This window comes from Bacteroides sp. LFL-34 (genome assembly GCF_027257075.1).
Taxonomy (GTDB): domain Bacteria; phylum Bacteroidota; class Bacteroidia; order Bacteroidales; family Bacteroidaceae; genus Bacteroides; species Bacteroides ovatus.
Genome location: NZ_JAPQKZ010000152.1, coordinates 1 through 790, shown reverse-complemented (window position 1 = coordinate 790; position 790 = coordinate 1). Strand labels below are relative to the sequence as shown.

Genomic DNA, 790 nt, shown 5'->3' with positions numbered 1-790 from the left:
CAGTTCGCAATTTTAAATATGGGAGTTAATTTTCCCAATGGAAGTGTGGGAAAATGCAAATATGACCTGTTTGATTTACATATAATTCAAGGAGTTGAACCATTGACAAACAGGTAGTTCTTGATTTTTAAGAATACTCAAAGTTACTCATAATAAACAAGGTAAAAAAATAAACAATACTCAATTTCTAATATTACTACTTAGCATATCTTTATATGGCAGTATAATACTCTCCTTTCTATTATAGTGCATAGTAATACATAGGCACGCAATAAAGTATAGGTACTTATATATAATACCCCCTACCTATAAAAATAGGAGCTTAAATATATATCAGCTTACTTCTCCTATGATTTACAGAATTGAAAGTTACATGAACACGTGAAGAGTAGTTCTAACAACCCCCTAGGGTAGTTGGAAGAAAAGTGAAATATCTATTCTCCACGTAATCAATTTATAAATCATTTAAAATTTTATTCGTTATGAGAAATCTACAAATTATTGGCAATGTGCCACAGGTAAGAAGAGAAAGTAACTTTGGTGAATATGCAGAAGAAGCAACAATAATCGAAGAACAACCAAAAGTTAAAAAAGAGAATCCTCATTTCTTGGAAGCTAATACACTAGAGGTAACAATGCAACATTTAAAAGAAGATTGTATTACACCCGTATTCGCCAAAGACAATGAGCTTACAATTCCTCACCCTGCATTTATTGATACTGTTTATGACGCTGCAAATACGTTTTTCAGTGGTGAAAGCATTGATAAGCCCGATATTCGTGTAAGTCA

1 protein-coding gene is annotated in these 790 nt (G+C 31.9%); it reads left to right on the top strand.

Features of this window, described 5'->3' with window-relative positions; all coding sequences use genetic code 11:
- Positions 1 to 482: 482 nt before the first annotated feature.
- The coding region (locus tag N5O98_RS27335; protein WP_118161597.1) for a DUF3871 family protein at positions 483 to 790 on the top strand (308 nt) is incomplete at its 3' end.